The sequence below is a fragment of the Enterococcus sp. DIV1096b genome (genome assembly GCF_050498765.1).
Classification (GTDB): Bacteria; Bacillota; Bacilli; order Lactobacillales; family Enterococcaceae; genus Enterococcus_D; species Enterococcus_D entomosocium.
In genome coordinates this window covers 3,110,571-3,133,268 of the sequence record NZ_JBMHEK010000001.1, presented here as the reverse complement: position 1 = coordinate 3,133,268, position 22,698 = coordinate 3,110,571, and the positions used below count along the sequence as shown (strand labels likewise).

The 22,698-nt window shown below is 41.7% G+C and carries 26 protein-coding genes, 1 tRNA gene and 1 other annotated feature; of the genes, 16 read left to right on the top strand and 11 right to left on the bottom strand.

Going from position 1 to position 22,698, the window contains the following annotated elements; genetic code table 11:
- Positions 1-70 precede the first annotated feature (70 nt).
- The 9 genes from IGJ17_RS14660 (at position 71) to upp (ending at position 7,713) form a co-directional block, all read left to right on the top strand.
- Positions 71-592 carry an AAA family ATPase gene (locus IGJ17_RS14660; RefSeq protein ID WP_429961578.1) on the top strand — a complete coding sequence of 174 codons (522 nt, stop codon included), beginning with the start codon at positions 71-73 and terminating at the stop codon, positions 590-592.
- A gap of 2 nt (positions 593-594) precedes the next feature.
- Positions 595-1,020 (top strand): GNAT family N-acetyltransferase, encoded by a 426-nt coding sequence (locus IGJ17_RS14655; protein ID WP_429961577.1) that lies wholly within the window; start codon positions 595-597, stop codon positions 1,018-1,020.
- 54 nt (positions 1,021-1,074) lie between these two features.
- The gene (locus IGJ17_RS14650) at positions 1,075-1,656 is read left to right on the top strand and encodes a GNAT family N-acetyltransferase (protein ID WP_429961576.1); all 582 of its coding nucleotides are present in this window, start codon (positions 1,075-1,077) and stop codon (positions 1,654-1,656) included.
- A 136-nt stretch (positions 1,657-1,792) separates the two neighbouring features.
- Complete coding sequence (locus IGJ17_RS14645) at positions 1,793-2,377, top strand: thymidine kinase (protein WP_005227882.1); 585 nt, start codon at positions 1,793-1,795, stop codon at positions 2,375-2,377.
- Between the two features lie 3 nt (positions 2,378-2,380).
- Positions 2,381-3,454, top strand: coding sequence for a peptide chain release factor 1 (prfA, locus tag IGJ17_RS14640; protein ID WP_005227884.1), 1,074 nt, complete (start codon positions 2,381-2,383; stop codon positions 3,452-3,454).
- Positions 3,447-4,304: a peptide chain release factor N(5)-glutamine methyltransferase gene (prmC, locus tag IGJ17_RS14635; RefSeq protein ID WP_429961575.1), complete on the top strand. Its 858-nt coding sequence runs from the start codon at positions 3,447-3,449 to the stop codon at positions 4,302-4,304. Before prfA ends, prmC begins: the two co-directional genes overlap by 8 nt.
- Positions 4,305-4,480: 176 nt before the next feature.
- Positions 4,481-5,509: an L-threonylcarbamoyladenylate synthase gene (locus tag IGJ17_RS14630; protein WP_086298302.1), complete on the top strand. Its 1,029-nt coding sequence runs from the start codon at positions 4,481-4,483 to the stop codon at positions 5,507-5,509.
- An 81-nt stretch (positions 5,510-5,590) separates the two neighbouring features.
- Entirely contained in the window at positions 5,591-6,835 is a 1,245-nt protein-coding gene (gene glyA / locus IGJ17_RS14625; protein WP_008379359.1) for a serine hydroxymethyltransferase, read from the top strand.
- A gap of 248 nt (positions 6,836-7,083) precedes the next feature.
- The gene (gene upp / locus IGJ17_RS14620; RefSeq protein WP_005227894.1) at positions 7,084-7,713 is read left to right on the top strand and encodes a uracil phosphoribosyltransferase; all 630 of its coding nucleotides are present in this window, start codon (positions 7,084-7,086) and stop codon (positions 7,711-7,713) included.
- A 178-nt stretch (positions 7,714-7,891) separates the two neighbouring features.
- On the opposite strand, the gene IGJ17_RS14615 is transcribed toward upp, so the two are convergent.
- A complete protein-coding gene (locus IGJ17_RS14615) occupies positions 7,892-8,128 on the bottom strand; it encodes a hypothetical protein (protein WP_005227896.1) in 237 nt (78 codons plus the stop codon).
- Between the two features lie 126 nt (positions 8,129-8,254).
- Here IGJ17_RS14615 and IGJ17_RS14610 point away from each other — a divergent pair.
- Positions 8,255-8,327 (top strand) — tRNA-Thr (locus IGJ17_RS14610).
- 102 nt (positions 8,328-8,429) lie between these two features.
- Here the strand turns inward: IGJ17_RS14610 and IGJ17_RS14605 are convergent.
- The 7 genes from IGJ17_RS14605 to IGJ17_RS14575 are packed head-to-tail and all read right to left on the bottom strand — an operon-like array spanning position 8,430 to position 14,557.
- Positions 8,430-8,945: a YjbQ family protein gene (locus IGJ17_RS14605; protein ID WP_016612944.1), complete on the bottom strand. Its 516-nt coding sequence runs from the start codon at positions 8,943-8,945 to the stop codon at positions 8,430-8,432.
- Between the two features lie 4 nt (positions 8,946-8,949).
- Positions 8,950-9,642 carry a triose-phosphate isomerase gene (locus tag IGJ17_RS14600; protein WP_008379366.1) on the bottom strand — a complete coding sequence of 231 codons (693 nt, stop codon included), beginning with the start codon at positions 9,640-9,642 and terminating at the stop codon, positions 8,950-8,952.
- Positions 9,642-10,490: a class II fructose-bisphosphate aldolase gene (locus IGJ17_RS14595; protein WP_429961574.1), complete on the bottom strand. Its 849-nt coding sequence runs from the start codon at positions 10,488-10,490 to the stop codon at positions 9,642-9,644. The genes IGJ17_RS14600 and IGJ17_RS14595 overlap by 1 nt, the downstream gene beginning before the upstream one ends.
- 12 nt (positions 10,491-10,502) lie before the next feature.
- The gene (locus IGJ17_RS14590) at positions 10,503-10,787 is read right to left on the bottom strand and encodes a PTS sugar transporter subunit IIB (RefSeq protein ID WP_008379369.1); all 285 of its coding nucleotides are present in this window, start codon (positions 10,785-10,787) and stop codon (positions 10,503-10,505) included.
- Between the two features lie 15 nt (positions 10,788-10,802).
- A complete protein-coding gene (locus IGJ17_RS14585) occupies positions 10,803-12,140 on the bottom strand; it encodes a PTS galactitol transporter subunit IIC (protein ID WP_005233598.1) in 1,338 nt (445 codons plus the stop codon).
- Positions 12,141-12,155: 15 nt separating this feature from the next.
- Positions 12,156-12,611 carry a PTS sugar transporter subunit IIA gene (locus tag IGJ17_RS14580; RefSeq protein ID WP_008379372.1) on the bottom strand — a complete coding sequence of 152 codons (456 nt, stop codon included), beginning with the start codon at positions 12,609-12,611 and terminating at the stop codon, positions 12,156-12,158.
- A 2-nt stretch (positions 12,612-12,613) separates the two neighbouring features.
- Positions 12,614-14,557, bottom strand: a complete 1,944-nt coding sequence (locus IGJ17_RS14575; protein ID WP_429961573.1) for a BglG family transcription antiterminator — start codon at positions 14,555-14,557, stop codon at positions 12,614-12,616.
- A 555-nt stretch (positions 14,558-15,112) separates the two neighbouring features.
- Here IGJ17_RS14575 and IGJ17_RS14570 point away from each other — a divergent pair.
- The 6 genes from IGJ17_RS14570 (at position 15,113) to IGJ17_RS14545 (ending at position 20,015) form a co-directional block, all read left to right on the top strand.
- Positions 15,113-16,297 (top strand): FtsW/RodA/SpoVE family cell cycle protein, encoded by a 1,185-nt coding sequence (locus IGJ17_RS14570; protein ID WP_034872154.1) that lies wholly within the window; start codon positions 15,113-15,115, stop codon positions 16,295-16,297.
- A 9-nt stretch (positions 16,298-16,306) separates the two neighbouring features.
- On the top strand, positions 16,307-16,684 hold the full coding sequence (locus tag IGJ17_RS14565) for an arsenate reductase family protein (RefSeq protein ID WP_005233612.1): 378 nt from the start codon (positions 16,307-16,309) through the stop codon (positions 16,682-16,684).
- A complete protein-coding gene (locus tag IGJ17_RS14560) occupies positions 16,666-17,004 on the top strand; it encodes a glycine cleavage system protein H (protein ID WP_010749086.1) in 339 nt (112 codons plus the stop codon). The genes IGJ17_RS14565 and IGJ17_RS14560 overlap by 19 nt, the downstream gene beginning before the upstream one ends.
- A 77-nt stretch (positions 17,005-17,081) precedes the next feature.
- Positions 17,082-17,331: a binding site (T-box leader), on the top strand.
- Positions 17,332-17,402: 71 nt separating this feature from the next.
- Positions 17,403-18,437, top strand: coding sequence for a methionine ABC transporter ATP-binding protein (locus IGJ17_RS14555; RefSeq protein ID WP_429961572.1), 1,035 nt, complete (start codon positions 17,403-17,405; stop codon positions 18,435-18,437).
- Positions 18,430-19,116 (top strand): methionine ABC transporter permease, encoded by a 687-nt coding sequence (locus tag IGJ17_RS14550; RefSeq protein ID WP_429961571.1) that lies wholly within the window; start codon positions 18,430-18,432, stop codon positions 19,114-19,116. The genes IGJ17_RS14555 and IGJ17_RS14550 overlap by 8 nt, the downstream gene beginning before the upstream one ends.
- Before the next feature lie 44 nt (positions 19,117-19,160).
- Positions 19,161-20,015, top strand: a complete 855-nt coding sequence (locus IGJ17_RS14545; RefSeq protein ID WP_008379385.1) for a MetQ/NlpA family ABC transporter substrate-binding protein — start codon at positions 19,161-19,163, stop codon at positions 20,013-20,015.
- Between the two features lie 38 nt (positions 20,016-20,053).
- On the opposite strand, the gene IGJ17_RS14540 is transcribed toward IGJ17_RS14545, so the two are convergent.
- The 3 genes from IGJ17_RS14540 to IGJ17_RS14530 form a co-directional block, all read right to left on the bottom strand.
- Positions 20,054-21,106: a helix-turn-helix domain-containing protein gene (locus IGJ17_RS14540; RefSeq protein ID WP_429961570.1), complete on the bottom strand. Its 1,053-nt coding sequence runs from the start codon at positions 21,104-21,106 to the stop codon at positions 20,054-20,056.
- Between the two features lie 243 nt (positions 21,107-21,349).
- The gene (locus IGJ17_RS14535) at positions 21,350-21,667 is read right to left on the bottom strand and encodes a DUF960 domain-containing protein (RefSeq protein ID WP_005233624.1); all 318 of its coding nucleotides are present in this window, start codon (positions 21,665-21,667) and stop codon (positions 21,350-21,352) included.
- 318 nt (positions 21,668-21,985) lie between these two features.
- The gene (locus IGJ17_RS14530) at positions 21,986-22,600 is read right to left on the bottom strand and encodes a 50S ribosomal protein L25/general stress protein Ctc (protein ID WP_005227923.1); all 615 of its coding nucleotides are present in this window, start codon (positions 22,598-22,600) and stop codon (positions 21,986-21,988) included.
- Between the last annotated feature and the right edge of the window lie 98 nt (positions 22,601-22,698).

Genomic DNA, 22,698 nt, shown 5'->3' with positions numbered 1-22,698 from the left:
TGGTATGCTTCTAGTAGAGAAAAACAAGAGATATGCTTAGATAACTTACTAACGAAGAAAGGAACCGCCCATGGAAAGCATGTTAATTTTACTACGGGGGAATTCTGGCAGCGGAAAAACCACTATTGCCAAAGCTGTTCAGCACGTTTTTGGGGAAGCGGCAGTGCTGATTTCACAAGATGTTTTTCGGCGAGAAATTTTTTGTGTCAAAGATACCCCTAATAATTTAGCCAGCGGTTTGATGAAAGAAGCTGTCCTATATGCGAAGGGGAAAGTGCCGATGATACTTGTTGAGGGGATTTATTCTCGTGAAAAATACCAAGACTTTCTCGACTTTCTAATGAAACTCTTTCCCCAAAAAAAGCTAGTTTATTATTTTGATCTTTCTTTCGAGGAAACGGTCAAAAGACATCAGACCCGAATGCAGCGAGACTATTTTTCCGAGGAAGCGATGCGTAAATGGTGGCTTGAGCGAGACTTGCTTTTCCCAAAAGGATCTTCAGAGGAAAGACTGATCAAAGAAGGCCTAACGATAGCAGAAACAGTCGATCAGATCATCGCAGATTATCAAGAAACAAGAAGGAGTGATTGAATATGGCGCGAATCATTGAACAAGGAACAGACCAAGAATTGGCTGCGTTAGAAACAGCATTAACAGCATACACAAAGCATCAAAAACCATTTACACAAACAGATACCTATCAGAACTTTAGCAGTGTAATCAAAAAAGAGGGTGTGGTGATTGCTGGCGGTATTGCCTACGCCTCAATGTATCATATCGGCTATCTTGACACCCTGTGGGTCAAAGCATCCGAGCGGGGAAAAGGGTATGGCAAGCAGATTCTTACGGATCTTGAACAGCAGTTGAAAGCATTTGGCTGTGAAAATTGCCAGACGGCGACTTTTGATTTCCAAGCACCAGATTTTTATCAGCGAGTGGGCTATGAAGAAATCGGGAGAATCGCCCATACGCAAAATCAGCTAACAGAAATTTTTCTAGTAAAGAAATTACGTGATTGAATCCCAAAGAAACCGTTGAACAAGGACGAAACCAATGAAAGAGAGGCACAACCAATGTTAGATAAATCAATTCCATATGCAGAAATCTTGATGAAGCGAGCACACAAAAGCACACCGATCCAGCCCATTCAATCCGATAACTATTCGCTACGCAGCTACCAAGCAGGAGACGAAAGGCACTGGGCACGGATCGAAACATCCGTCGGAGAGTTTGACAATGAGGAAGAGGCATTGGCGTATTTTGAAAAAGAATTTATGCCCGAGCAAGCACAGCTAGGACAGCGAATGTTTTTTGCCATTGATCAAACAGGTACACCGGTCGGCACGGCTACCGCTTGGAAAAAAGCCAAGCAAGACGGTACACCGGTTCCGCTAGTCCATTGGGTAGCAGTAATGCCGCAAGCTCAACGTCAAGGGATCGCTCGCGGCTTGGTCACGCAAGTCGTTTCTGTCTTAGAGGCAGCCAACGAGCCGATGTATCTTCATACGCAAACGTGGAGCCACGCAGCAATCAAGCTCTACCAGCAGCTCGGTTTTGTGATCATTGCAACGGATATCAATGGGAATGAAAATCCAGAATATCCACTGGCTTGTCAAGTATTGGCAGAAGTGGCCCGAAAAGCCAGAAATGATTAAGAAGCACCGGCAGCAAAAAATCCGTTAACTTTTCGTAAAACTCTTGCGTAAAAGGCGGCGTGTGTCGAATTTAAGTCTGTAAAAATTCTCCTTTTTCAAGTATAATACCAAAGGAGTATGAGGAAGGATGGGCGAGATGGCACAGCTTTTTTTTAAATATGGCGCAATGAATAGTGGGAAAACGATCGAGATACTGAAAGTTGCTCACAACTATGAAGAACAAGACAAACCAGTCGTGATCATGACAAGTGGATTGGACACGAGAAGCGGCGTGGGAAATGTTTCGAGTCGCATCGGCTTAGAGCGAGACGCGATCCCGATTTTTGATGAAACGGATCTATTTCATTTGATCAAAGACCTCGGTTATAAACCTTATTGTATTTTGATCGACGAAGCACAGTTCCTAAAGAAGCATCACGTGCTGGCTTTCACCAAAATCGTGGATGAGTTAGGTATTCCTGTAATGGCCTTTGGCTTGAAAAATGATTTCCGCAATGAATTATTTGAAGGCTCAAAATACTTGCTGCTTTACGCAGATAAAATCGAAGAGATGAAAACCATCTGCTGGTTCTGTCATAAAAAAGCAACCATGAACTTGCACTATATCGACGGAAAACCCGTTTACGAGGGCGATCAAGTACAAATCGGCGGCAATGAAGCGTATTATCCAGTTTGCCGCAAGCATTACTTTCACCCGGGAATGAAAAAAGAAGGAGAATAATCAATGTACGATCAGTTACAAGCAATCGAAGACCGTTACGAAGAATTAGGCGAATTACTAAGTGATCCAGCCGTGATCTCTGACACCAAACGCTTCATGCAGCTTTCAAAAGAAGAAGCCAATACACGGGAAACGGTGGAAGTCTACCGCCGTTACAAAGAAGTCGTTGAAGGAATCAAGGACACTGAAGAAATGCTTGGGGAAAACCTAGATGCAGAAATGGCTGAGATGGCCAAAGAAGAACTCTCTGACTTGAAAAAAGAAAAAGACGTTTTAGAAGAACGCATCAAGATTTTGTTATTGCCAAAAGACCCGAATGATGACAAAAACATCATCATGGAGATCCGTGGTGCAGCTGGCGGCGACGAAGCAGCCTTATTTGCTGGCGATCTTTTCAATATGTATCAAAAATATGCGGAAAACCAAGGCTGGAAAGTCGAAGTCATGGATGCCAACGTCACTGGGATCGGCGGCTACAAAGAAGTCATCATGATGATCACTGGCGACAACGTCTTTTCAAAATTGAAATATGAGAGCGGCGCCCACCGAGTGCAGCGGGTACCATCTACCGAATCACAAGGCCGAATCCATACGTCTACGGCAACGGTCGTGGTTATGCCCGAAGCTGAAGAAGTCGAAATCGATATCGCAGACAAAGATATTCGGACCGATATTTACCATGCCTCTGGTGCTGGTGGTCAGCACGTCAACAAAACAGCTTCTGCTGTTCGTTTGACTCACTTGCCAACAGGGATCGCTGTTGCGATGCAAGATGAGCGTTCACAGCTGAAAAACCGTGAGAAAGCGATGAAAGTCTTGCGGGCACGGGTCTATGACCAAATGCAGCAAGAAGCACAAAGCGAATACGATGCAAACCGTAAATCAGCAGTGGGTACCGGCGATCGTTCTGAACGGATCCGGACCTATAACTTCCCGCAAAACCGCGTAACAGATCACCGTATCGGGTTGACTATTCAAAAATTGGATCAAATTTTAGCTGGAAAACTCGATGAAATTGTTGATGCACTGATCGTTTACGATCAAACATCAAAATTAGATGAGATGCAAAATGGCTAAAACCTATCGAGAAGTCCTTTCACGGGCTTCTTCTTTTTTAGAAACGAAAGGACTGGACGGGTATGCGATCCAATACCTGTTTTTACAGCGAAAAAACTGGCAGCAACTCGATTGGCTGCTGCAGATGGACCAACCCATCCTAAGGGAAGATGAGGCACAGATCGCAGCAGATCTTGAACAGTTGCTACAGCATGAACCCCCGCAATATTTATTGGGGTATGAAGAATTTTATGGTCATCGCTTAAAAGTGACCCCTGCAACCTTGATCCCGCGTCCAGAAACCGAAGAGCTGGTGGAAAAGTGTTTGGCAAAATTACCAGCAGATCAGCCACTACGAGTCGTAGACATCGGCACAGGTACTGGAGCGATCGCCATTGCCTTGAAATTGGCACGTCCCCAGTGGGCCGTAAGTGCCGTGGATCTTTCAGCAGAGGCATTAGCCGTTGCTAAAGAAAATGCGACAGCCTTAGGTGCAGAGATCCGCTTTTTCCAAGGAGATACCTTGGAGCCTGTGGCAGATCAGCAATGGGATCTGATCGTTTCCAACCCGCCGTATATCAGCGCTGAAGAGTGGCCGCTGATGGATATCAGCGTACGGGAAAAAGAGCCTAAAATGGCGCTTTTTGCTCAAGAACAAGGATTGGCGATCTATAAGCAATTAGCACAGCAAGCACCGAAGTGTTTGGCACCAAGTGGGCAAATGGCGCTGGAAATCGGCTTCCAGCAAGGACAAGCTGTTCAACAGCTTTTTGCAGCCGCTTTTCCCAACAAAGAAGTTACCGTAGTAAAAGATCTTGCGGGTCAAGATCGGATGGTGTTCGTCAGTCATCCACAAGATGTGGATAAATAAATTTTTTTTGCTACAGAAAAAGTGCAAAAACCTTATGAAATGAACAATTTGGGAATAAATGGAGTTATAAACAAGGTTATCCACACTTGACAAACGACTTATCCACAAAATGTGGATAAGAAACGAGAAAATGTTGATAAGTGTGGAAACTTCTCAAAAAAGGATGTGGATAAATTGTGGAAACAAAAATTTTTGATCAATCACAGTTAAACGAAGCAGCAGCTATCTTAGCTGAGGGGGGATTAGTGGCGTTCCCGACGGAAACTGTCTATGGACTAGGGGCTAGCGCGCTTTTGCCAAAGGCTGTTGCGCAAGTGTATCAAGTCAAAGGACGACCTAGTGACAACCCTTTGATCGTTCATATTGCCGAGCCAGAGCAGTTGGAACCGTTTGTGGATAACAAGCATCCTTTTGCTGATAAATTGATGGAAACTTTCTGGCCTGGGCCCTTAACCTTGATCTTTTCGATCAAAAAAGACAGCTTACCTAGCATCGTTACTGGCGGCTTATCCACAGCGGCGTTTCGGATGCCCAACAACACCAAGACGTTAGCGTTGATCAAACAAGCCCAACAGCCATTGGTTGGTCCTAGCGCAAATACATCTGGTAAACCAAGCCCAACATCAGCTGCGCATGTTCAGCATGATCTGGCAGGCAAAATCGCTGGCATCTTGGACGATGGGGTGACACAGATCGGTGTCGAATCAACGGTCTTAGATTTGAGCGACCCAACGGCACCGCCGATCATCTTACGCCCTGGTGCAATCTCTAAAGAACAGCTTGAAGCAGTCTTACAAACAAAAGTCCTCGTCGATCAGCATTTAGTAACAGAAAGTGAAGCACCCAAAGCGCCAGGCATGAAATATAAGCACTATGCACCGAATACCAACGTCATGATGGTCAATGACCAAGATTGGTCGGCAGCCATGGCTTGGGCGAGAGAACAGCAGCTTAAGGTAGGTGTTTTAGCTGGACCGACGATCGCCGAGCAGGTCCGCTTCGAAGCTGCAGCCATCTATTTATTTTTTGATGACAGTGTGGAAGCTGCGACAAAAGGGCTGTTTGCGGGGTTACGGGCGTTAGATGAATCGATTGCTGAGCTAGATGTCTTATTCGCACCCACGTTTCCAGAAAGCGGTTTAGGGGCTGCTTATATGAATCGGTTGAAAAAAGCTGCAAATCAAAGTTTCTTTCAAGAAAATTAGCAAAAAACCAGAATTCATTATAGGTAGCTTATGAAGAAATGTGATACAATGCTACCATTAAGGTAAAGGGGTGTTGTAAGCATGGATTATCAAACGTTTGATCCCGAATTGTGGCAAGCGATCGAAAAAGAAACGAATCGTCAACAAAACAATTTGGAATTGATTGCGTCTGAAAATATCGTTTCAGAAGGTGTAATGGCTGCGCAAGGTAGTATTTTGACAAATAAATATGCTGAAGGTTATCCAGGTCGTCGTTACTATGGCGGTTGTGAATTTGTTGATGTGGTAGAAAACTTAGCAATTGAACGGGCGAAAAGTATTTTCGGTGCGGCATATGCCAATGTTCAACCGCATTCTGGTTCTCAAGCCAACACAGCAGCTTATTTAGCGTTGATCGAAACAGGCGATACAGTATTAGGGATGGATCTTTCCGCAGGCGGTCATTTGACCCATGGCTCACCAGTGAATTTCAGCGGCAAGACCTATAATTTTGTTAGTTATGGTGTTGATCCTGCAACAGAAGTCATTGACTACAATGTCGTTCGTATTTTGGCGCGCAAGCATCAACCGAAACTGATCGTTGCCGGTGCCAGTGCTTACTCACGTACAATCGATTTTGCGAAGTTCCGTGAAATCGCCGATGAAGTTGGCGCAAAATTGATGGTGGATATGGCGCATATCGCTGGTTTAGTAGCGGCTGGTCTTCATCCAAACCCAGTTCCTTATGCGGACATCACGACTTCTACGACCCATAAAACATTACGCGGCCCTCGAGGCGGCTTGATTTTAACAAATGATGAAGATTTAGCGAAAAAAATCAATAGTGCCGTTTTCCCTGGTATTCAAGGCGGCCCATTAGAGCACGTGATTGCAGCGAAAGCTGTTGCTTTTAAAGAAGCACAAGATGCGTCGTTCAAAGAGTACTCTGAACAAGTCATTCGCAATGCGCAAGCAATGGCGAAAGTCTTCAACCAAGCACCACAAGCTCGCTTGGTCTCTGGTGCAACAGACAATCACCTATTATTGATCGATGTGCGTGGCTTTGATTTGAACGGAAAAGAAGCAGAAGCATTGCTGGATCAAGTCAATATCACCGTCAATAAAAACTCGATTCCTTTCGAATCATTAAGTCCTTTCAAAACGAGTGGGATTCGCGTGGGGACACCAGCGATCACTAGTCGTGGCTTTAAAGAAGAAGATTGTGTCGAAGTGGCGAAATTGATCGTCAAAGTTTTAGAAAAACCAAATGATGAAGCCGTCTTGGCAGAAGTAGCGGCGCAAGTCAAAGAATTGACGGATAACTATCCACTTTACAAAAACAAATAAAATGGGACTGTGACAGAAGTTAAGGTCAGACAAGATGTCTCACGCGTTTTTCCTGCGCTCCAGCTCTTTGATCACCAAAAGTGAAAAAGGGGCTAGAATGAACGCAGAGGCGTGTTACATGCCGTCTTGTCTCCTTCCTTCTAACACAATCCTTTTTTTGAGGAAAAGCAGTATTGCCTGTGGCAGATGGTTGTAACAAGAGCCGATTTGCTTTAAAATAAGAGAAAAACCAAAGGAGATTTTTTTAAATGGGTAAATTTCAAGTAATCGATCACCCGCTGATCCAACACAAATTAACAATGATCCGCGACAAGAACTGTGGAACAAAGGTTTTCCGTGAAGTTGTTAATGAAATCGCAATGTTGATGGCGTATGAAGTGTCTCGCGACATGCCGCTTGAAGATCTAGTGATTGAAACACCAATTGAAGAATCAACACAAAAAACACTATCTGGTAAAAAGGTAGCGATCATTCCGATCCTGCGCGCAGGTCTAGGCATGGTTGATGGTATCCTTGAATTGATCCCAGCCGCAAAAGTTGGTCATATCGGGATGTACCGTGATGAAGAAACGCTAGAACCACACGAATACTTCGTAAAATTACCTGAAGATATCGATGAACGTCAATTATTTATCGTTGACCCAATGTTAGCTACGGGCGGTTCAGCGATCATGGCGATCGACGCACTGAAAAAACGCGGCGCTTCAAACATGAAATTCGTCTGCTTAGTTGCTGCACCAGAAGGCGTGAAAGCATTGCAAGATGCCCATCCAGATGTTGATATCTACACTGCAAATCTTGATGAACGCCTAAATGAACACGGCTATATCGTTCCTGGTTTGGGCGATGCCGGTGACCGTCTATTCGGTACAAAATAAATCAATACAAATAAGACAAAGGCAACTGCTTCAAGTTTTGCCTCGTCAATGATGCCATGGAAGAAGATCGACTGCCAAAACGGTTCGATCGGTTATCCATGGCTTTTTTTAGCTTTTCATAAAATCAGACAATGAAAAAAGGAGAAAATCAACTGATTTTCTCCTTGCATTAAACGGGTTATAGTTTGGTTAATTGTTTGTAATTGATGATCAATACACCATTACTTTGCGAAACTAATTTCTGGTTTTCTGGGGTTTCGTTCAGCTCGACCACCGCAGAGTTTTTCAACTGCTTTGTGATGGTACCAGTTTGTTTCTTCCCATGGAACGTGAACATGACAGGAGTAGCGACCTCAAACGTTGAACCTTCTTGTGACGGGACAATTGTTGTTTCGAATTTACCAAATGTTGCCATGTAAAAACCTCCTTGATACTTCTATTATATCACAATTTTCGGAAAATTTCAGTAAGTAGATTTTTTTCAGCAGACCTCTTTACAAAACAACCGTTTTTGCATATAATTTTCTTTGTGCCATACAACGCCAGCTTAGCTCAGTTGGTAGAGCAACGCACTCGTAACGCGTAGGTCACAGGTTCGAATCCTGCAGCTGGCATAAGAAATGAAAAACCATGAATCTTCTTTTAGAGGATTCATGGTTTTTCTTTTGCAGGCGATAAGTAATCTCAATTTTTCCTGATTTACCCGATAACTGTTCTTATTCGCCCATTAGCATTACATGGCATGACCTATTTCGCACACGATTTTGATCGAAATCAACAAAATAGATATAGCCTACAGAGCCGATCTCTAGCTTGCCGTTACTTAAAATAAAACTTTCGCTTGCACCGAAAAAACTCGAGCGAATATGTGCATCGCCGTTTAAAATCGTTGCTGGATCTGTTGGGTAGTTTGGATCGTCCAGACTCATCAAAAATTCTAAATGCTTTGGTCCAGGATAACGATAATCGGTATTTTCTGATAGTTCACGAGGAATAATTTTATCGAGAATTCGGTTTAAATCAACTTGAAGAAATTCATCTCCGTTAAAGTCTGTATCATGCATGTATTCTTCAAAGATAACAGAACAAGTCGTATGGGGAGACTGTACGAGACAGATTCCATTTGAAATTCCGCTTTTTTCAACCATTGCTTTCACTTCTTCTGTGATGTTGTGGTAAGACACTCGATTCCCGTTAGAAGTTAACGTCAGTTGCTCTTTTAAAAATTTCACAGTGTTAATCCTCCTTTTTATGCTTCACCGCTTGTTTGATCATTTCTGTAAGGGTTTGAACTGGATCATCTGCTTGCACAATGCCGCTTGTCCCGCCAGTCCCATCAGCACCTGACGACAAAGCTTTTTCAACATCGGCAGCGCTAGATATACCAGCAGCCTGCAAAATCAGGATTTCTGGATCAATTTCCCGAACAACACGATTTGTTTCCGTCATGTATTGAAGATCACTGGTTTGTCCTGTCCCAATTAGTTCGGTTGGCTCGCAAACCATCACATCGGGTTTTAGGGAAGCCGCGGCTCTCGCTTCACTCAATGAATTCGCACAGACAATTGTTAAGAGACCCAATTCATTTGAGCGCTGAATCGCTTTAGTCAGTTCTTGCAATGTCATGGGGTGTTCAGCATGGTTTAAAAAGGTAGCTTCAGCTCCGGCTTCTGCCACTGCTTCGGGTAAAACATAGCCCATTCCACGACCGATTTCGATTCCGTCTAAATGTTGGACAGTGACGAATAAATGTGTTGTTGCCTGTTTAATTAAAGAAACGTCTGCATGCTGAACAGTAAATAGAATGTCGATGTCATACAAAGATGACAACTCATCAGCAGCTTTTGCCAATGCCAATGCTTGTTTTCCATAAAGATAGGCTTTGGGATTGATGACAAAGAATGGCGTTCTTAAAGTTCTTTTTTTCATTAGCTTTCTCCTTCACGATAAGGTTTGGTATGAAAGACTGTAAAATAGTGCTCGAGTGTCTTGGACATTCCATTGCTTGCTGAATGAAGTAAATCGAAATAGTCATTTGGTTGATTTTTGTGAATTTCATTCATAGCAGCAGTGACAAAGTCAGTAAAAATATTTATTTTCCGGATACCTTCTAAGGGACATTTTTCAAGGTTTTCATCGCCAGAAGAGGATCCGCCATGCAGAACAAGAGGAACATTGACGGCATGGTGTATTTCCTTTAAAACGTCAAAATTTATTTTGGGTATCCCTTGATAATGTCCGTGAGAGGTGCCAATAGAAACTGCCAACGAATCAACCCCGGTTAATTTGGCAAATGCAACAGCCTCAGAAGGTTCTGTGTAAATAGATTGACTATTTACGGCTGATTCCAGACTGTTTTCCGACCCAACGTGCCCGATTTCGGCTTCAACAACGACACCATTTTTATGAGCGTAATCGGCGATCTCCTTTGACCGACGGACATTTTCTTCAAATGGCTCCTCAGAAGCATCGATCATTACGGAAGTAAAACCTAAATGAATGGCTCTTTTGATGACCTCTTCATCGGTACCATGATCTAAGTGCAAAGCGATAGGTACAGTGCTTTTCTTTGCCAAAAATTTTCCAATCATGGCAGCCTCTTCTAAAGTCAACATGTTCATATGGGACTGAGCGAAGGCCAATATCAAAGGCTTGTTTAAACGTTCAGCAGTCTCCGCGTATGATCTTGCACTAGTTAAGTCGAAAAAATTTGCTGCAGGTAATGCATAATTGTGTTTTTCTGCATGTGCGAATAGTTCTTTTGTTGTGACCAACATAGGGCATTCTCCTTATTCTTTGATTTTCTTTTCGATTTCCGCGTACATTTCTTCTGTACCAATTCCTGTTAAGAGTGGCAGCCCCATAATTACGCGATCTTTGATTGAGTCTGGAACAACCGTTGTACTCACCACGATGTCATAGTCATCAATTTTATTCATCTCATCTGCCACTTTGGATTGATACAGTTTCACTTGATCAGTCATCCCTTTTTCTTTCAGCCATTCTTTTACCTTATTTGTTACAATTGTTGAAGTTGCAACACCTGTGCCGCACATAATCAATAGTTTTTTCATTATCATTTCCTCCTATTATTTTGATAGTTGTTTCTTGGGACGAATTTTATTTACATAAATCAATCCAAACAAAACAGAGACACCAATTATGGCTAAACCGCCCCAGCTTAATATTTTGGTTAAGCCGACATAAAGGAATGTGGTCCATAAACCACCTTCAGCCATAGCAGTGATCATAGAGTTTCCTTGTAGATCAAAGTTTGCGGATCGAGCAGCAGTAGTGACAAGCGGTGCTGCCCACGAAGTAATATAGAGAATGCTTACCATATAAATCGTTCCAGCAATTACTGTTCGAATGATGTTTCCTCCAAAAACAGCAGCCATCAAGCAAATCAGAAAGGGAATGGTTGCTAAATCACCAAAAGGTAAGGTCGTATTGCCAGGTAGAACTACGGCTAACAAAATAGTGATCGGAACTAGCAGCAATGAGGAAGAAAGGACAGCTGGATGACCAACTGATAATGCTGCATCCATACCGATGTAAAGCTCTCTTCCAGGAAATCGTTTTTTGACGAATTCATTTGCAGATTCAGAAATAGGTGTTAGTCCTTCCATCAGTAAAGCAACCATTTTAGGCATCAAAACCATCACAGCGCCTGTTTGGACGGCTAATTGGCCGACACCTGCTGTGTCATATCCGGCAAGTATTCCCATGATGAGACCAATCAAAAAGCCCATAACAGTGGAGTCGCCAAAGACACCAAATTTTTTCTGAATGGTTTCTGGATCTGCTTTCCAATCTTTTAGTCCCGGAATACGATCAAAGAGCCAATTCATCGGTAGTGCAAAGATGAATCCGGGTGCGGCGGTACCATGAGGAAAAGTGATATTAGGAAATCCGTAGAACTTATTAATGATCGGACCTAAAATATCTCCCATTAAAAGAATCATCATCAAATAGATGACGGTGGCCGCGATCCCCATTGCAAAGTCTCCAGTGAGGGCATAAATCAGAGAAGAGATGAAGGCTGCGTGCCAAATATTCCAAATATCTACATTCAATACTTTAGTCAGCCCTAAAATGATGAGTAGAACATTTAGGACCACACCAATCGGAATCGCAAGACTTCCTAAAATCGTCCCGTAAGAAATTGCTGCTGCGGCAGGCCATCCGACATCAATCGTTGTCAAATTTAATCCTAGACGTTCAACCATATGCTGGGCGGCAGGACCCAAGCTGCTGCTTAGAAGGTCAATCACCAAATTCAATCCAACAAACCCGACACCAACAGTTAAGGCTGAAGTAAAGGCTTTGCCAGGCTTGGTCCCCAAAATTATTCCAAAAATAAAAATTAAAATAGGCAAAACAACGATTGAACCTAGATCAACGAACCACTGTAATGCATTTAACATAATTTTTCCTCCTTTTTATTGCAGTCCATTTTTTTCAATAATCGAAAGATACGCTTCTTTAGTCGTTACTGCGGATAAGGCTTCCAAAACCCCTGGTGTTTGAAACATAGAGATAAGATTTTGTAGCATACCCAATTGCTCATGTGGTTCCTTCAATGCAAGCATGAACAACAGAGATACATCGATTTTCTTTTCTTGCGAACCCATTTCAATAAATGAAAGGGGAGAGGCAAGTGACATAAAAGCGACTTGGGATCGTAAAACAAATTTGCTGTCCGTATGTGGGATCGCTACCCCAATGCCGTTAATTTTTAAGCCTGTAGGAAAGGTTTCTTCTCGCTGTACGATATTTTGATAGAACTGATCATTTACACAATGAGTTTTGATGAGTTCGTCTGCTAATAGTCGAAAAGCTTCCTCTTTTGTTTTAAAATCTTTTTCAAGTAACACGATTTGGTGATCAAAAAACATGATCAATTTCCTCCTCTTAACAATCTTTGATACAGTTCTTCTTGCGTTTGACTATTAACGATCCATTGAATTTCTTCGGCTGAGTTAAACAATCCGTAAATCGAAGCGATCAACTCTTTTGCCTCGATCATGTTTTCTTCAGCAATCGCAAGCAAAACAATCAGTTGGATTTTTGTGTCTCCCCAAGTAATTGGCGCATCGAGGGTGAGAAAAGCAAGTTTTGTTTCTTTCACTGTATATGGATCAGCATGTGGAATGGCTACTCCTGTCTTTAAGCCCGTGCTTCCTAGTTCCTCTCGTTCAAATAGAGAATGCTTAAATTTCGTTGTAACAAGCTTTTTTTTCAGATAATCATCTGCTAAAAAATCCAGTACATCTTTTTTTGTTCGAAACTTTTTTTTGACAAAAAGGAAAGTAGGATCTAAATATTTTTGTAATAAAGTCGTTTTCTGGTATTTTTTTGAGTAAAAATTTTTCTCATTCTCATTAAGATTAGATATCTTTGCTGAGATTCTTCCTATTTCTTCGGTAGTAGGAAGCGGCGAAATATAAATAACTGGTAGTGCTGTAATGTCCAATGGAATAGTTGATATAATCAAATCAACAGTCTCAAGAGATGTACTGACCAGTTTACTCAAAGGAATGATCTCCAGTACGGTATCAGCAGCGATCGTCTGTTTGATACGGTTAAAAATCAACTCCGATGTAGCAAAACCTGATTGGCAAACAACTAGTATATGGTTAGTAATTTTTATCTTTTCAAAGGCTAGCTGAAAATGGATCGTCAGAAAAGAAACTTCGTCTTCTGTTAATAAGATTTGAAATCGCTCCTCTAAATCTCCAATTGCATATTTGGTCAATGTATACATTGTTGAGTATTGTTTTTTGATACTTTTTATCAGTGGGTTTTTCAATAAAATTCCTGTCTTTGATCGATGGATCATGGGAACGATATGAGCCAGCAATGTTTGCAGTAATAATTTATCTTGTGTCAGATCTGCGTTTAACATATGTGACATTTTCTGGATAATTTGTTTCGTACAATTTGTGATAGTAGATTCGTGAGGCTCATCCATTTGTCCAAAAGGTTCGATGCCGTGTGCTAATAACAGGGAACATACATATTGAATATCTGTATCACTAAATTGAACAGGTAGTTGCTGTTGGATCATTTCAGCAAAATCAACCGCGATCATGTAGAATTTCATTCGTCTAAGTTCGTCAAATACTAGATGCTCTTGTTTTTCAATGTGTTTATCTATAAGAAGTCTTGAAAGAAAAATTCGCAATGAAAGCTTCAAGGATTCAATAGAATAATTATTGACTGGATGGCCGATTGTTTGAGTCATATCTGAGACAAATTTCTTCGTTAAATCGAGTACCTTAGAGTCAAAGAGATTGCTCACCAAAAGATTTTCACTGGCTTTGGCGTCGGTATACTTCTCTAAAAAAGATTTGAATACGTTTTGAGCAGCAGATTCAGCTGAGGTTAGCTTGAGTCCACTAGTAGTCATTTTTGTAGATACTTGATGGAATCGACAGAAAGCAACGATTTCATCAACATCTTTCTTTATTGACTGGTTGCTAATATAAAAATATTCAGAGAATTCCTGATAGTGCATTGGTTTTACTGAAAACAGATAGTTAGCGAAAATAAAGATTTTACGATAATTAGGTGAAAATAGTTCGAGTTTAGTCTCTTTTTTTGCTAACAATCGATAACCATTCTGTTTCGCTGATTCAGAACCAGATAAAAAGATTCCTTTTCTTGGAACTTTTTTGATAGCTAGTCCTGAATCTTTTAGTTTCTTTTCTAAAGTCGTTAAATTGTTATAAACCGTTTTGGGGGATACATTTAACTGCTTTTGAAAAAAAGAGGCAGGGCGAAACTCCTTTTGTTCTAATAGCAATTGCAACAGTAGCTGTTCTCGATTACTTAAAATCATTGGTTCACCTCCGGAAGCGCTTCCTTAATTGTATTCTAGTGAAATTATATGGTGGCGTAAATAACATTTCATTACCACATTAATGTGGTAAATAGGCTCGTCGTGCATCAATTTATATTCTGAGCAACTTAAGGGAAGTAGTCACAGGTTGCTATTTCTTTGAAACGAAAATAAGGTGGCAATTTTTGACTGATTTAAAGTTGCTTTGTTCGGTTACATTGAGTAAAGAATAATTAAAATAAAGAAGAATACTTAGAATAAGATATTTTATTAAGTAAGGAGAATAGACGAATTCAGCGAGTTTTCATTGAAAAGTATGTCGCTGAACTTCCTATCTAGTACATATACGATCGTTTTACTCTGATTGATCAGATATGAATCAGAATATAGCCCTTCTTTCATTGTAATTCTAAACAATTTCGGATTGTTTTTAACCCTCTTTTCCCGAAAATCATTAAAGTTTCTAAATTTTTTGTGAATGCTCGTGGACAATCCTTTCTTTTCTCCTCAAATATCACTATAATGGATAAAGATTCTACAGAAGAGAGTGTGGACATGGAAAATTCACGAATAAAAACGAACGATAATCGAATTGATTACGGTGTGATTCTACCCGTATTTTTATTATGTCTGATTGGTGTGGCGTCCTTGTATGTGGCGTTGACCCACGATCCAAATAACCCGAATATGTTGCGAACGTTAGGGTTTCAAGCTTTATGGTATGTGCTAGGTATTATTGCGGTGATTATTATCATGCAGATCAAATCAAAATGGCTTTGGAAATTGACTCCCTATATTTATGGAGCCGGATTAGCCGTCATGTTGGCGCTTTTGAAATTTTACGACCGGACAATGGCTGCCTCGACAGGGTCAAAAAACTGGTTCCGTTTTGGGGCCTTTACTCTCCAGCCGTCAGAGTTGATGAAGATCGCCTATATTATGATGTTGGCCTTAGTCGTCACACAGCACAATGTCAAGCATCGGGAACGAGATCTGAAAACAGATGGGTTGCTGATTGCGAAAATGTTGGCCGTCACGATTCCAGTACTGATCCTGATCACCTTGCAAAACGACTTTGGTACGATGTTGGTCTTTCTGGCGATTTTCGGTGGGGTCTTCTTGATGTCGGGGATCTCTTGGCGAATCGTTGTGCCAGTGATTGCGGCATTCGTGATTCTCGGCGGCGGAACGATTTTCTTAGTGACTACCGATGTTGGTCGTGAGTTGCTGTACAATACAGGGATCTTTAAAGAGTACCAGTTTGCCCGTATCGATTCGTGGCTAGATCCTTTTCATGATACCCAAGGGCAATCCTTCCAATTGGCGTACGCTCTGATGGCGATCGCCTCTGGCGGGATGTTCGGGAAAGGATTTAATGTCAGCGATGTGTATGTACCAGTCCGAGAATCTGATATGATTTTTTCGGTGATCGGTGAGAATTTTGGGTTTATTGGCAGCGCGTTTGTCATTTTATTGTATTTTATTTTGATCTATCGGATGATCCGCGTATGTTTCGATACCAACAATGAATTTTATGCTTACTTGGCAACTGGGATCATTATGATGATTCTCTTCCATGTGTTTGAAAACATTGGCGCAAACATCGGTCTCTTACCGTTGACGGGAATTCCACTGCCGTTTATTAGCCAAGGAGGATCTGCCCTATTAAGCAATATGATTGGGATCGGTTTGATTTTATCGATGCGCTATCAAGCTGAGACCGCACCAAAAACACTTTAAGGAGTTCACATGATTACATTTTATTGGTACCCAAAATGCAGTACATGCCGAAATGCGAAGCGTTGGTTAGAAGAGCACGAGATTCCCTTTGAAGCGATCGATATGGTGACCACACCGCCTCAACCGGAACAATTGCTGGCTTGGATCCAATCAAGCGAAGCACCGTTAACCCGTTTCTTTAACACAAGCGGCATGAAATACCGTGAATTGCAATTAAAAGAAAAAGTGCCGACCATGACTGCCCAAGACGCAGCCGACGTGCTGGCAACCGATGGTATGTTGATCAAGCGCCCACTGCTAGTTAGCGGCGACCGCTTTTTGATTAATGGATTTAAAGAAAATGAATATGAAGGAGTCTTACTAGAATCATGGAAAAGAAATGCTTAAGAAAAAAAGATAATTTGTGGGTTTTGTTTAACGGGAAAGAATATTGTGTCGGTTTAACAAAAGAAGCGCAAGAAGAACTTGGTGCGGTCACGTTTGCTTCGATTCAAAAAGCAGGAACTGCTTTAAAACAAGGAGAGACCCTTGTTGAGCTAGAAGCGGAAAAAGCAGTCAGTGAATTTCCAAGTCCATTGACGGGTGTGATTTCTTCCGTAAATGAAAAAATCGATCAATCCATTGATACCTTAAATGATGAAGACGAAATGAATGCTTGGCTGGTCAGCTTCAAAGAGGTTGACCCAAGTCAATTTGAAGCTTTGTAAGTCAGATCTGTAAAAACGACTATTTTTTCAAAAAGAATTGACAGTCGGATAAGACGTTGCTATAATTTGCTCAATAAATGAATGCTTTGAAAAGAAGAGTACATGTTCTTAACGTACACAGAGAGCCCTGTTTGGTGCAAATGGGCAACGGAGAGAGGATGGAAGATGGTCTTTGAGCATGATAGGTGAGTGGAAACAAGCCTATCACGGGAGGCACCCGTTACAGTGCAGCAGTATGCGAAGCAATTCAAGTACTGAGCGAGGCTGTTGATGTGAATCGACAGTAAATCAAGGTGGTAACGCGGAAGTTGTGCTTTCGTCCTTTGTAACAGTATAATGTACAGAGGATGAAAGCTTTTTTTGTGTTTAACCAACCAAAGAGGAAAGATGGGAATAACATGGCATTAATCGAATTGTCGCATGTAAAAAAGTCATTCGGCAAAAAGCAAACGGCTGTCCACGCCGTCAATGATGTTTCACTGCAAGTGGAAAAAGGCGATATCTATGGAATCGTCGGCTACTCTGGTGCTGGGAAAAGTACATTAGTTCGTTTGTTGAACGGCTTAGAATTGCCGACAGCAGGAGATGTAGTCATTAACGGTCAAAATATTTTGGCATTGAAAAACAAAGAATTGAGAAACTTCCGCAAAAAAATCGGCATGATTTTTCAGCACTTTAATCTATTATGGTCTCGAACGGTGGCGGAGAACATCGAATTGCCATTGGAGTTGGCTGGCGTTGAAAAAGCAAAACGACGTCAACGAGCGCAAGAGCTGATTAAATTAGTTGGGTTGGAAGGACGGGAAACTGCCTATCCGGCACAATTGTCTGGCGGGCAAAAGCAAAGAGTCGGGATTGCTCGTGCATTAGCGAATGAACCAGAAATTTTGCTGTGTGATGAAGCAACGAGTGCGTTAGATCCACAAACAACAGAAGAAGTGTTGGATCTCTTACTTTCCATCAATAAAAAATTGCATTTGACGATCGTGCTGATTACCCATGAAATGAACGTCATTCGTAAAATCTGCAACAAGGTCGCGGTGATGGAGCATGGGCAGATCGTTGAAGAAGGATCAGTACAATCGGTTTTCCGTAACCCGCAGCAAGAAGTGACCAAACGTTTTGTTCAGCAAGATTTGGAACCAGAAGAAGATGTTGAAGAACTACGGCAAGCCTTCTTACGAGAAAATCCGCAAGGGCATTTAGTGACCTTGACATTCACACAAGACAACGCCAATGAACCAGTGATTTCACAAGCGATCCGCCGCTTTCAGATCGATGTCAATGTCGTTTACGGAAAGATCCAACAAACCAATGAAGGATCCTTCGGCGGCTTGACGGTCTTATTGACAGGTGAAGCAAGTGAGGTCAAAAAAGCGATCGCCTTTTTCAAAGAGCAGCAAGTGGGCGTGGAGGTGATTGAACGTGGATAAGTCATTTGTAGAAACCTATTTTAATTTTGAAAAAGTCGACTGGACCAACATGCAGCAAGCCACTCTGGACACTTTGTTTATGACTTTTTTCTCAATGGTTTTAGTGGTTGTGCTCGGTTTGCTTCTAGGATTGGCGCTTTATTCACTAGGGCGTAAACAAACGGCGGGAGCCAACATTTTCTATAATGTGGTTTCCATCATCAGTAACGCCTTTCGCTCAACGCCATTCATGATTTTGATGGTCTTGATCATTCCGTTTACAACATTATTAGTCGGTTCGTTCCTAGGGGCAAAAGCAGCGATCCCAGCATTAGTTTTATCGGCTGCGCCGTTTTATGCTCGGATGGTGGAAATTGCTTTTCGTGAAGTCAATCCTGGTGTGATTGAAGCCGCCGAAGCGATGGGCGCCAGTTACTGGGAGATCATTTATAAGATCGTGATTCCAGAAAGTGTTCCGGCATTGATTTCAGGACTGACGGTCACAACGATCTCAATGATTGGTTATACCGCCATGGCAGGTGCGATTGGTGCCGGTGGGCTAGGCGCTTTGGCTTGGCAAGAAGGATTTCAACGTGGAAATTACACTGTTACGCTTGTTGCAACAGTGATTATTTTAATTATCGTTTTCATTATCCAAGGGGTCGGCGATTTCCTTGCGAAGGCCACCGATAAACGGTAAATGAAACGAAGAACAAAAAGTGGAAAATATGGGAGGAAATGGATATGAAAAAGATTTTTGGTATTGCAACAACCTTATTGTTAACTGCCGCTTTAGCTGCTTGTGGAACGGGCTCAAATTCAGGAAGCTCTGATTCATCTGCGGCTGAGGGAGAATCAACAAAATTAGTGATCGGTGCATCGGTTACGCCTCATGCGGAAATTTTAGAACAAGCCAAACCTTTACTAGCAGAAGAAGGCATTGATCTTGAAATCAAGACCTTCGATGATTATGTGTTGCCAAACAAAGCATTGGAAAATGGCGATATCGATGCCAATTACTTCCAACACATTCCTTATCTAAACAAGCAAATCGCAGACAACGGCTATGACTTTGTCAATGCCGGTGCGATCCATATCGAACCAATGGGTCTTTACTCAAAACGAATCTCTGATATTTCAGAATTAGAAGATGGCGCAACGGTTCTTACCTCGACTTCTGAATCTGATTGGGGTCGTATCTTAACGATTTTACAAGATGCTGACTTGATCACTTTAAAAGACGGCGTTGATACGGAAACAGCAACCTTTGATGATATTGCTGAAAATCCGAAAAACTTAGAATTTAAACATGACGTCGATCCTTCTCTTCTGGCGACTGCTTATCAAAACGACGAAGCAGACCTAATTGCCATCAATGCGAACTTCGCATTCGGAATCGATTTGAACCCAGTAGATGATTCTGTTTTGTTAGAAGCGGATAATTCTCCTTATGTCAACGTGATCGCTGTTCGCAGTGGTGATGAAGACAGCGACAAAATCAAGAAATTGATCGAAGTGTTGCATTCAGACGAGATCAAAGATTTTGTTGAAGAACAATGGCAAGGTTCAGTGAAAATCGTTGATGCTGACGCACAATAATTTACTGATAGTAGAATGATTTTAAAAAGAGCGTACCGCTATTCAAGCGGGCGCTCTTTTTGTTGCGGAAAGGCAATGATCGGTTGGAAGAAAGAGACTCCTTGCCAAATGCATTCATAGAGCAAGGGCAACTCGGGATGCTTCTTTAAAAGTTTTTCGTAGTGGGGAAGCTGTGTCAAGAAAGCACGGACTAAGCATTGTGAACGTTCAGATAAGCGAGGACTTAATGGCGGATAGACAAATAAATTGCCTTCCAACAATGCCCCCAGCAGATGGGCTTGAAAAATTTTCGGCAAAATAACCTCTAACGGCTGCTCGACTGGCTGTTGATTCAAAACTGGGGTGATGATTTGGCGCAAGAGGAAAGATTCTTCTGCAGGTACATAGAAAGGCTCCAGTGTTAGCAGCTGTTTCCATAAAAATAAATAGCTGCGTTCACCGACTAAGTAGAAACTTGGAACAAAGTGTTTGGGAAAAACTTGTTGAGTAAACGTGATTGATGTGTTGGGATAAAAAGCAGTTTTCCGTAACTGATGGATTTGTGTCAGCTCCTGAAACGCTTGATTGGGGGAGATAAGCGCTGGGTTTGCTAAGAGGGTAAGGCGAAAAAGCACATAGCGCAATTGTCGTTCGTTGCCAGTGATTAAAGGATAACTGCGGCGATCGATAGCTAGTTGATAAGGTGCTAAAAAGTTAGAAAAGGATGAAAAGCGCCGATGCAAACTGGATGGGCTGAGATAATAGCGTTTGTAGAGATCTGCAAAGGAAATAGTCGGCATTTTTAACAAGAGCAAGAGTAGCTGATAATTTGCACTTTTAGTGAATAATGCAGCAATCATTTCCATATGGGGGAGGGAGCAACTGGCTGATTGCTGCAAATGACGGTCTGCACGAATGTGCCCTTGTTGTACATCATAGTGGAAGAATGGGTCCTCGTTTAAATAGCTTGACAGCAGCCGACGGATCGTTTTGACAGAGATATTTTGGGCGGCAGCAGCTTTATTCAAAGGCAGGGGATTTTCGGTTAAAAGTGTTGTGGAGAGTCGCAGCATTTGCATAATATCTTTTTCAAGGATATTTTTCAACATCATGCACCTCTTTCAGCTAAATTTTGCAACTGTCCTTATTATAAGGGAACTTCATTCGTTATTTTCACTCGCAAAAAATAGTCAATAAAACGTAATAAAAAACGATGTTTTTGTCGAGTATTTATTTGAAATTGCTGCTAGACAGAATTAAATGAAAGGAGGTATGCAAAAAAAAACCACCTTCTAAAATAAAAAGGGTGGTTTTTTATATAGGTGTCGTTATAAAAAGAGAATGGCGAATGGGCGTTAACGAGTCTCGCTAGGCAATAAAATCGTTTGCCGTTGCCCATCGTCATATACATAGACTTTTTGGGGATACAGGTCGGAATACCGGTACGGTAGATCAACACCAAGTTCGATTTGACTTTGGGCTTGAGAAAAAAGCAGGGTGACACGACCATGATTGTTTTGGACTTCAAAGGTGAGCAGATTTGTCAACGGAATAAACCCTTTTAAATCAAGATCAATGATTAACCAGATACTATCGATCAGTTCGCTAGGTAGTGTTTGAACAATACCGCCAGAAGCGTAACGACTGCGGTGATCATCAAATGTTTCAAACATAATAAACCCCTCCTTCAAGTAGGCTTGCCATTAACATCAAATTTGTCTATTTATCATAATGAAGAACCGTCAAAAATGCAACTACTTCTGCTTTTCTTTTTGGTCAGCGACGCATTTTAACTATTTTCTTAAAAATTTGTTGGGTTGGCTGGACCAAGCTTTCCCAAAGACGTCTTTCTATGGGAAATAGTCAGTTGCAGCATACCAGCTCTTCGTAATAATGAAAAGGACTCTTGAAGGGAAATCCCTTCAAGAGTCCTACATTTCTTAGAAGTGTCTGTTGATTGAAGACGTGGTCTTAAGAACGGTGTTCTATAATTACTCTTCGTCTTCACCGATAACTGCTGGTTCAGCAGCTTCGCCGGCTTCTTCATCTTCAGAGATTTCTTGTGGTTCAGTAACCGCAACGATTTGTTCTTCTGGATCGGTCACGATCGTGTACTCGTCGTTCTTAGGCAGATCAGCCACTGTTAATGAATCGCCGATCTCTAATGACGTCACATCGATCTCAACACGTTCAGGCAATTTGTCTGGTGTTGCTGATACAACGACTGTATACAAGTTTTGTGCTAAAACACCACCAGCTTTGACACCAGCAGATTCACCAATTAAGGTTACTTCTGCTTCTACTTCTGTTTCTTCATTCATATCGACAGATAGGAATTCAACGTGGGTTAAATTGCGTGTGAAGGTATCTGATTGATACTCTTTGATCAGTGTATTGACTTTTTTGCCTTCTAAACTGATCGTGATTACGGTATTCAATCCATTTTCACGCAAGATTTTTTCTAATTCTGCTGCATTGACAGCAATCGGTGTGCTTTCTACTTTGTACCCATTGACAATTGCAGGTACTTTTCCTTCGTGACGCAACTTGTTCCGTAAAGAACGTGGGCGAACTTCTCTTTTCGTAACTTCTAATGATACTGACATAACTCAATTCCTCCTAAAATTTTCTCGTTAGTAACGAGATTTTTTAAGCAAATTTTGTTAACTCTGCACATTAAGTGGTACGTGAGTGAAAACACGCA